General features: G+C 69.4%; 10 protein-coding genes. 9 read left to right on the top strand and 1 reads right to left on the bottom strand.

Annotated features, from left to right (window positions below):
* Positions 1-261: DUF4031 domain-containing protein (locus tag ACFC3F_RS09930; RefSeq protein ID WP_376128970.1), on the bottom strand; the 261-nt coding region annotated here is incomplete at its 3' end.
* Positions 262-460: 199 nt separating this feature from the next.
* Between ACFC3F_RS09930 and rplU the strand changes: the two genes are divergently transcribed.
* The 9 genes from rplU to rsfS all read left to right on the top strand — a co-directional run bounded on the left by rplU (position 461) and on the right by rsfS (position 7251).
* Entirely contained in the window at positions 461-769 is a 309-nt protein-coding gene (gene rplU, locus ACFC3F_RS09925) for a 50S ribosomal protein L21 (protein WP_376128968.1), read from the top strand.
* Between the two features lie 20 nt (positions 770-789).
* The gene (gene rpmA, locus ACFC3F_RS09920) at positions 790-1053 is read left to right on the top strand and encodes a 50S ribosomal protein L27 (protein WP_376128966.1); all 264 of its coding nucleotides are present in this window, start codon (positions 790-792) and stop codon (positions 1051-1053) included.
* Positions 1054-1153: 100 nt separating this feature from the next.
* Positions 1154-2662: a GTPase ObgE gene (obgE, locus tag ACFC3F_RS09915; protein WP_376128964.1), complete on the top strand. Its 1509-nt coding sequence runs from the start codon at positions 1154-1156 to the stop codon at positions 2660-2662.
* Entirely contained in the window at positions 2659-3489 is an 831-nt protein-coding gene (proB, locus tag ACFC3F_RS09910) for a glutamate 5-kinase (protein WP_376128962.1), read from the top strand. Before obgE ends, proB begins: the two co-directional genes overlap by 4 nt.
* A 4-nt stretch (positions 3490-3493) precedes the next feature.
* A complete protein-coding gene (locus ACFC3F_RS09905; protein WP_376128960.1) occupies positions 3494-4753 on the top strand; it encodes a glutamate-5-semialdehyde dehydrogenase in 1260 nt (419 codons plus the stop codon).
* A gap of 61 nt (positions 4754-4814) precedes the next feature.
* Positions 4815-5042, top strand: coding sequence for a hypothetical protein (locus ACFC3F_RS09900; protein ID WP_376128958.1), 228 nt, complete (start codon positions 4815-4817; stop codon positions 5040-5042).
* A gap of 12 nt (positions 5043-5054) precedes the next feature.
* The gene (gene nadD, locus ACFC3F_RS09895; protein ID WP_376128956.1) at positions 5055-5651 is read left to right on the top strand and encodes a nicotinate-nucleotide adenylyltransferase; all 597 of its coding nucleotides are present in this window, start codon (positions 5055-5057) and stop codon (positions 5649-5651) included.
* Positions 5648-6874 (top strand): hypothetical protein, encoded by a 1227-nt coding sequence (locus ACFC3F_RS09890; RefSeq protein WP_376128955.1) that lies wholly within the window; start codon positions 5648-5650, stop codon positions 6872-6874. Before nadD ends, ACFC3F_RS09890 begins: the two co-directional genes overlap by 4 nt.
* Complete coding sequence (rsfS, locus tag ACFC3F_RS09885) at positions 6874-7251, top strand: ribosome silencing factor (RefSeq protein ID WP_376128953.1); 378 nt, start codon at positions 6874-6876, stop codon at positions 7249-7251. Before ACFC3F_RS09890 ends, rsfS begins: the two co-directional genes overlap by 1 nt.
* Positions 7252-7276 lie beyond the last annotated feature (25 nt).

Genomic DNA, 7276 nt, shown 5'->3' with positions numbered 1-7276 from the left:
CCGCTCGCGGGCTGTGACACGCAGGCCCGACGCGATCAGGCGCCGCACCAGTTCGTGACCGCCGACGTGCTCGGCACCCGCGGCGACGAGCCGGGCATGGCTTTCGGCGGGCACGTCGTAGTGGTCGAGGTCGAATCCGCGGCGCGGGATGCCGTTCGCCGCGGCGAACTCGTGCAGTTCCGTCAGATCGGCGTCGCTCACCAGATGCGCCCACAGCCTCCCGTGAGCGGGCCAGACCGGGTCATCGAGGAGGATCGCCACGTCGAGAGCCTAAGCGCGACAGGCCGGAAGGCCGCGCTTTTGCGGCAGATCGCGGCATCCGGTAAAGTATCCCTTTGGTGCGTCCCATGTCGCACGCCTCCCGGCGTGCTTCGACAGCTCGGCCGCGGCTCAGCAGTCCGCACCAAGACTTTCCAGTCTCAATCGGAGCATCGTGCTCCCAGACGAAATCAGGTGTGAAGTGGTTTACGCAGTTGTGCGAGCCGGTGGCCGGCAGGAGAAGGTGGAGGTCGGCACGATCGTCGTCCTCGACCGTCAGGCTGCCTCGATCGGCGACAAGATCGAACTTCCGGCCGTCCTCCTCGTCGACGGCGATGCCGTGACGAGCGACGCCGACAAGCTCGCCAAGGTCACGGTCACGGCCGAGGTTCTCGGTGAGCTTCGCGGACCGAAGATCGTCATCCAGAAGTTCAAGAACAAGACCGGCTACAAGAAGCGCCAGGGCCACCGTCAGGACCTCACGCGCGTCAAGATCACCGGCATCAAGTAAGTCCAGGAAGAGACGCAGAGATGGCACACAAAAAGGGCGCAAGCTCCACCCGCAACGGTCGTGACTCCAACGCACAGCGCCTCGGCGTGAAGCGCTTCGGCGGCCAGACCGTCAACGCCGGCGAGATCCTCGTCCGCCAGCGCGGCACGCACTTCCACCCCGGCGCAGGCGTCGGTCGCGGTGGTGACGACACGCTGTTCGCCCTCGAGGCAGGCGCGGTCCAGTTCGGTCAGAAGGGCGGCCGCAAGGTCGTCAACATCGTCGCCGCCGCAGCGGCGGAGTGACCTCGGCAGGTTTCGGCTACCGACGGTAGTAGACCTTCAGCGAAAGGGGCGGGCTCTGGCTCGCCCCTTTTCGCATACCTCAGACAGATAGGAGACGCAGATGGTCACGTTCGTGGATCGAGTGACGCTGCACCTGCGCGCCGGCAAGGGCGGCAACGGCTGCGTCTCGGTACGTCGCGAGAAGTTCAAGCCACTGGCCGGACCCGACGGCGGCAACGGCGGTCAGGGCGGAGACATCGTCCTCGTCGCCGACCCGCAAGTCACGACGCTGCTGTCGTACCACCACTCGCCGCACCGTTCCGGTGGCAACGGCGGCTTCGGCATGGGCGACAACCGCTCCGGTGCCGCCGGCGAACCCGTCGAGCTGCTGGTCCCGGTCGGCACGGTCGTGAAGGATGGCACGGGCGAGCCGCTCGTCGACATGATCGAGCCGGGCATGCGCTTCGTCGTGGCCCCTGGTGGGCTCGGCGGCCTCGGCAATGCGGCACTGGCCTCGCCCAAGCGAAAGGCCCCCGGCTTCGCGCTGCTGGGCACCCCCGGCTGGGAGGGCGATGTCCAGCTCGAGCTCAAGACGGTCGCCGATGTGGCGCTCGTCGGCTTCCCGTCGGCGGGCAAGTCGAGCCTGATCGCCGCGGTATCGGCAGCGCGGCCCAAGATCGCGGACTACCCGTTCACGACGCTGCATCCCAATCTCGGTGTCGTGCAGGCGGGCGACATGCGCTACACCGTCGCCGACGTGCCCGGTCTCATCGAGGGGGCGAGCGAGGGCAAGGGCCTGGGCCTGGAGTTCCTGCGCCACGTCGAGCGCTGCACGGCGCTCGTGCACGTGCTGGACTGCGCGACGCTCGACCCCGGTCGTGACCCGCTCAGCGACCTCGACGTGATCCTCGAAGAACTCGCCGCGTATCCCGTGCCCGACGGGCAGACTCCGTTGCTCGATCGGCCTCAGCTCGTCGCTCTGAACAAGATCGACGTGCCCGAGGCCAGGGATCTGGCAGCGCTCGTGCGGCCCGAGCTCGAAGAGCGCGGCTTCCGCGTCTTCGACATCTCGACCGTCAGCCACGAGGGCCTGCGGCCGCTCACCTTCGCGCTCGGCGAGATCATCGCGCAGCACCGCGCCGAACTGGCCGCCGTGCCGGTCCCCGAGCGCATCGTGATCCGCCCCAAGGGCGCCGTCAAGGAGTTCGTCGTCCGCGTCGAAGGCGGCACGTACGGCAACGTCTACCGCATCCTGGGAGAGAAGCCCGTCAAGTGGGTGCAGCAGACCGACTTCCAGAACGAAGAGGCCGTCGGCTATCTCGCCGACCGGCTCGATCGACTCGGTGTCGAGGACGAGCTCTTCCGTGCGGGTGCGACACCCGGTGCGACGGTCGTGATCGGCGAGGGCGACGGCGTCGTCTTCGACTGGCAGCCGTCGCTCAGTTCGGCCGCCGAGCTCATGACGGCTCCCCGCGGCATGGATCCGCGTCTCGACGACAACGCACGGCGCACGACCGCTCAGCGTCGCGAGCGCTACCACGAGCGCATGGACGCGAAGGCGGCCGCCCGGGCCGAGCTCGACGCGGAACGGATCGCAGATCGGCAGCGTGACACCGGAGAAGCCGAATGACCGCACGCGAGCGCGCGGACATCCCCGGTGCACGACGTGTCATCGTGAAGGTCGGCTCGTCGTCGATCAGCGGCGCGCACGCGTCACGCATCCAACCCCTCGTCGCCGCTCTCGCGAAAGCGCACGGCCGCGGCACCGAGGTCGTCCTCGTCTCGTCGGGTGCGATCGCGACCGGCATGCCGTTCCTCTCGATCGAGGAACGTCCGAGTGACCTCGCGACGCAGCAGGCGGCGGCCGCGGTCGGCCAGAACGTCCTGATCTATCGCTATCAGCAGGCGCTGCACCCGTTCGGCATCGTCGCGGGACAGGTGCTGCTCACGGCGGGAGACCTCGAGAACCCCACGCCGCGTTCGAATGCGCGCCGAGCCATGGAACGACTGCTCGGCCTGCGCATCCTGCCCGTCGTCAACGAGAACGACACGGTCGCCACGCAGGAGATCCGCTTCGGCGACAACGACCGGCTCGCGGCCCTGGTCGCCGACCTCATCGGAGCCGATGCGCTCGTGCTGCTCAGCGACATCGAATGCCTGTATACGCGCCCGCCCGACGAGCCCGGCGCCCGCCCGATCGACCGTGTCGCCTTCGGCGAGGACCTCGGCGGCTTCGAGTTCGGCTCCACCGTCGTCAACAGTGTCGGAACGGGCGGTGCGGCGACCAAGGTCTCGGCCGCACGCCGGGCCGCGGCATCCGGGATCGGCGTCCTCGTGACCCGCACCGATCTCGTCGACCGCGCCCTCGCGGGCGATGCGGTCGGCACCTGGTTCGACCCCAACCCCGACCCCGTCGCGCCCGTCGCCACGGGCCCCGTCCGCACGTCGATAGGCTGAGCGGATGACGACCACCGCCGCGACGGCGCGCGATCGGATGCTGCGCGCCAAAGACGCCTCACGCTCCATCGCGCTGCTGAGCGATGAGAGCAAGCGCGCGGCGCTGCTCGCGATCGCCGACGGCATCGACTCCGCGGCATCCACCGTCATCGCCGCCAACGCGCAGGACATCGAGCGCGGACGCGCCGGGGGACTGTCGACGGCACTGCAGGACCGCCTCACGCTCGATCAGGCCCGCGTCTCGGCGCTCGCGGACGCGGTGCGCGAGATCGCGGAGCTGCCCGACCCGGTGGGCAGGATCCTCGACGAGCGCACGCTGGCCAACGGCGTCGCGCTGACGAAGGTGACGGTGCCGTTCGGCGTCGTGGGCGCCATCTACGAGGCGCGCCCCAACGTCACGGTGGACATCGCCGCGCTCGCCCTGCGCTCGGGCAACGCCGTCGTCCTGCGCGGCGGCACCGCCGCTGAGCGCACGAACGCCGAACTCGTGCGGGTCATGCGCGCCGCGCTCGGCGAGCAGGGGCTCGACCCCGAGGCCATCCAGACCGTCGACGAGTTCGGCCGGGACGGCGCCCGCGACCTCATGCAGGCGCGCGGCCTCGTCGACGTGCTCGTGCCGCGCGGCAGCGCTCAGCTCATCGAGACCGTCGTGACCGAATCGACCGTGCCCGTCATCGAGACAGGAGCCGGCGTCGTCCACATCGTGCTCGATGCCTCGGCGCCCCTGGATTGGGCGCGCGACATCGTCGTGAACGCCAAGGTGCAGCGGCCGAGCGTGTGCAACGCGGTCGAGACGGTGCTCGTGCACCGCGCCGCCGCCGACCGCGTCGTGGCACCTCTCGTCGCCGCCCTGCGCGAGCACGGCGTCGTCGTGCACGGTGACGAGGAGGTCGGCGCACGGGCATCCGATGTCGTTCCGGCGGCGGACGAGGACTGGTCGACGGAGTACCTGAGTCTCGACGTCTCGATGCGGATCGTCGACGACCTCGACGCCGCGCTCGCGCACATCCGGCAGTATTCGACGCATCACACCGAGTCGATCATCACGACCGACGAGGCCAACGCGGAGCGCTTCCTCGCCGAGGTCGACTCCGCCGTCGTCATGGCCAACGCCTCGACGCGGTTCACCGACGGGGGCGAATTCGGCTTCGGCGCCGAGGTCGGCATCTCGACGCAGAAACTCCACGCACGCGGCCCCATGGGCCTCGCAGAACTGACGAGCTCGAAGTGGCTCGCGCGCGGCTCAGGACAAGTACGCGCCTGACCGCCTAAACTGGAGCCGCGCTGTGCCACAGGCGCGGAGACACCCTCGAAACGGAGCCGGAATGACCATCGCCACGCTGCTCGCCTTTGCCGCCGAAGAGGCGGACCACGGGAACGTGGCCCTCGAGACCGTCGGGTACGGCATCGTCTCGATCGTCGTCTTCGCCTCGCTCGGTCTGGTGACCCTCTCGTACCGCAACGTGGCGAACCGTCACTCCGCCAAGGCCGCCGCGTACGCGAAGGCGCACGCCGACGACGTCCAGCACGCAGGGCACGGACACGGCCACTGAGGCCGAAACCGCATGACGGTTGCGCGCCCCCCGCGGATCGGGGTCATGGGCGGGACGTTCGATCCCATCCACCACGGACACCTCGTCGCCGCGAGCGAGGTCGCGCAGTCATTCGATCTCGATGAGGTCGTCTTCGTTCCCACGGGACACCCGTGGCAGAAGGAAGGCGTCACGCACGGCGAGGACCGCTATCTGATGACCGTCATCGCGACGGCGTCGAATCCGCGCTTCACCGTGAGCCGCGTCGACATCGACCGCGACGGACCGACCTACACGATCGACACGCTGCGGGAGCTGCAGGCCGAGCGTCCCGGAGCCGAGCTCTTCTTCATCACCGGCGCCGACGCCATAGCGCAGATTCTCAGTTGGAGGGACCATGATGAACTGTGGGATCTCGCCCACTTCGTCGCGGTCTCCCGCCCCGGCCACGTCCTGACCACCGACGGACTCCCGACCGACGGCGTCAGTCAGCTCGAGATCCCGGCCCTCTCGATCTCGTCGACGGACTGCCGGGAACGCGTGCGGAGCGGGAATCCCGTGTGGTACCTCGTTCCCGACGGGGTCGTCCAATACATTGCAAAGCACCACCTGTACCGGAGCGAGGCATGAGCACACCCGAGCAGCCGAACACCCCTCCGCTGACCCGCAAGCAGCTGCGCGAAATGCGCAACACGGGGGCGACGCCCATCGTGACGACGGATGCTGCACCAGCGGAGCCCGCCGAATCGATTCCGGTCGCACCCGCACCGCTTCCGCGGCCCGCGGAGCCGGTCGCGGTGCCCGCGCCGCCCGTCGACGATTCGTCGGTCGACCTCGACGCCGTACCGCTGACCCGGCGCCAGGCGCGCCAGCAGGAGCGGATCCGCACGGCTTCGGTGCCCGTCATCACGCCCGAGCTCGCGGCCGCCCACGCGGCATCCATCGCTGCCGTTGCACCCATCTCGACCGTGCCGCAGAGCGACGAGCGCGCAGATGACGACGTCGACGCGCTGCGCAGCATGTTCGCGCCCGCCGACGAGCACGAGGCGGACGACGTCGTCGAGGCCGAGTCAGAGGTGGTCGTCGAGGCCGAATCGGAGGACGTCGTCGAGGCCGAATCGGAGGATGTCGTCGAGGCGGAGCCCGGCGATGGCACCGCTGACGACGTCGCATCCGACCTCGTCGCGTCCGAGGTGGACGACAGCGGCGATCTCACCGACGACTCGGTGGAGATCGACGACCAGATCGACGAAGTCGCACCCGCTGACGTCGCCGAGAGCGACGTCGAAGCCGAGCCCGAAGCCGATGTCGAGGGCGCGCAGGCCGAAGCCAGCTCGCGTGAGGACACGACCGCCGAGCGCATCGTCAATCCTGCACTCGGCGCGGGTGTGATCGCCGGCGAACCCGTGCAGCTCGATCTTCCCCCGTCGTTCGATCAGCTTCTCGCGCGCGGAGCGACCGGCGCCGTGGGCACACCCAACGCCCTGATCCTGTCGCAGACGACGGGGGAGCTGCCCATGGTCGCGCCCGTCACCGCGACGGGTGACGTGCTCGTCACGGGCACCTTCACACTCCCCGAGGGCCTCGGCTCGACGGGGCATGCGCGCGGCACGACCGACGGCAAAGAGCTCGACGCCGTCCTTCTCGACGGCGAACTGCCGGCGCACTCGTCGCCGACGCCGATCGCCGCGAGCGCGGCCGTCAGCACCATCAAGCCTGCCGGCGAAGTCATCCGGCCTCCCGTACCCGAGAAGGGCAGCCGCCTCATGATGTGGCTCGCGATCACGGCGGGCGTGCTCTTCGCCGCCGTCGCCGGGCTCCTCATCGTCGCCGTCCTGACGGGGCTACTGTGATGGCCGCGGGTGCGCAGTCGCACGAGATGCTCGCGGTCGCCGCTGCTGCGGCCGATGCGAAGGGAGGCGAGGACCTCGTCGCGATCGATGTGTCGCAGCCGCTCCCGCTCGTCGATGTCTTCCTCCTCGTGACCGGACGCAACGAGCGGAACGTCGCTGCGATCGCCGACGAGATCGAGGACAAGCTGCTCGAGGCCGGTCACAAGCGGCTGCGCCGCGAGGGCCGCCAGGAGTCCCGCTGGGTGCTGCTGGACTTCGGTGATCTCGTGGTGCACGTCTTCCACGAGCAGGAGCGCGTGTTCTACGGTCTGGAACGTCTGTGGAAGGACTGCCCGGTGGTTCCCGTCGCGCTGCCGAAGCCCCAAACGGGCGAGTGACGCGGTCAGAAGACACCTCCGCCGT

The organism is Microbacterium sp. NPDC055910 (assembly GCF_042271185.1).
Classification (GTDB): domain Bacteria; phylum Actinomycetota; class Actinomycetes; order Actinomycetales; family Microbacteriaceae; genus Microbacterium.
Note: the sequence above shows the minus strand (reverse complement) of the source record. Positions and strands in the feature narration are given on the sequence as shown.